Origin of the sequence: Arthrobacter livingstonensis (genome assembly GCF_003219815.1) — a bacterium.
Taxonomy (GTDB): Bacteria; Actinomycetota; Actinomycetes; order Actinomycetales; family Micrococcaceae; genus Specibacter; species Specibacter livingstonensis.
Genome location: NZ_QJVD01000112.1, coordinates 1 through 1115, shown reverse-complemented (window position 1 = coordinate 1115; position 1115 = coordinate 1). Strand labels below are relative to the sequence as shown.

Sequence of the window (1115 nt, the reverse complement as noted above, 5' to 3'; positions counted from 1 at the left end):
CCGAGATCAAAGCACTCAAATCCAAGGTCAAGGACCTTGAAGAAGCGAATGAAATCCTGAAACAGTCAGCGATTTTCTTCGCGAGGGAGCTGGACCCTCGCCGTCACTAATTACAGAGTTCATCGATCAGCAACGCGAACGTGGCTACGCAGTCCAGCAGATCTGCCAGGCCCTGAATATTCAGGGCGTGAAGGTCTCTGCCCGCACGTATCGCAGCTGGAAAGCCGATGAGCCCGCACCGCGCGTTGTTACCGACGCGCTAATCCTCAACAAACTCTATGACCTGCACAAGCCTGATCAGAAGACGCTCAAGCTGAAGCCTGAAGTGCTCTATGGCCGACGGAAAATGCGTATCTGGCTGCAGCGTAACGGGTTTCCCGAGATCTCCAAGCACACCGTGGATCGGCTGATGCGTGTAGCTGGAATGAAGGGTCTGGTGCGGGGGCGCAGGACGACTACGACGATCCGTTCCAAGGACAAAATTCGGGCCAAGGACCTGTTGAACAGGAACTTCTCTACCGATGCCCCGAACAAGGTTTGGGTCACGGATTTTACGTATGTTCCGATTCGTGGCGGGTTTGCTTATGTGTCCTTCGTGATCGATTTGTTCTCCCGCAGAATCTTGTCGTGGGCGTCCTCCACATCGCATGACACCGCGTTTGTGGAGGAGGCTCTCCAGCTGGCTCTCTGGCAGCGCCGCAATGAACGACACCCACAGGTGAGGCCTGTGCTCGGCACCGTCCACCACAGCGACGCCGGCTCGGAATACACCTCTCAGAGGTACACGCAAACACTGGCCATGGAAGGACTGGTGCCCTCGATCGGCACGATCGGGGATGCGTACGACAATGCTGCCGCCGAAACGGTGATGGGCTTGTTCAAGAACGAGGCCGTGGCCAAGGAATCACCATTCAGAGCCGGGCCTTTGAGGGCTGAATCTGATGTGGTGGAACTCGTGGTGGACTGGGTTCATTGGTACAACAACGAAAGGTTACATTCGACCCTGGGGTACCGTGCTCCAGTGGAATTCGAGGAACTCTACTACGATGAAATAAGCGGCTCGTTACCCGATGAAGCTGCCAGAAAACTGGCGGCATAATTTCCGGGACGGTTCA

1 protein-coding gene is annotated in these 1115 nt (G+C 55.8%); it reads left to right on the top strand.

Translation table 11 applies throughout. From position 1 onward, the window contains the following. The first annotated feature begins 109 nt into the window (after positions 1 to 109). Positions 110 to 1099, top strand: a complete 990-nt coding sequence (locus CVV68_RS22990; RefSeq protein ID WP_306415724.1) for an IS3 family transposase — start codon at positions 110 to 112, stop codon at positions 1097 to 1099. Positions 1100 to 1115 lie beyond the last annotated feature (16 nt).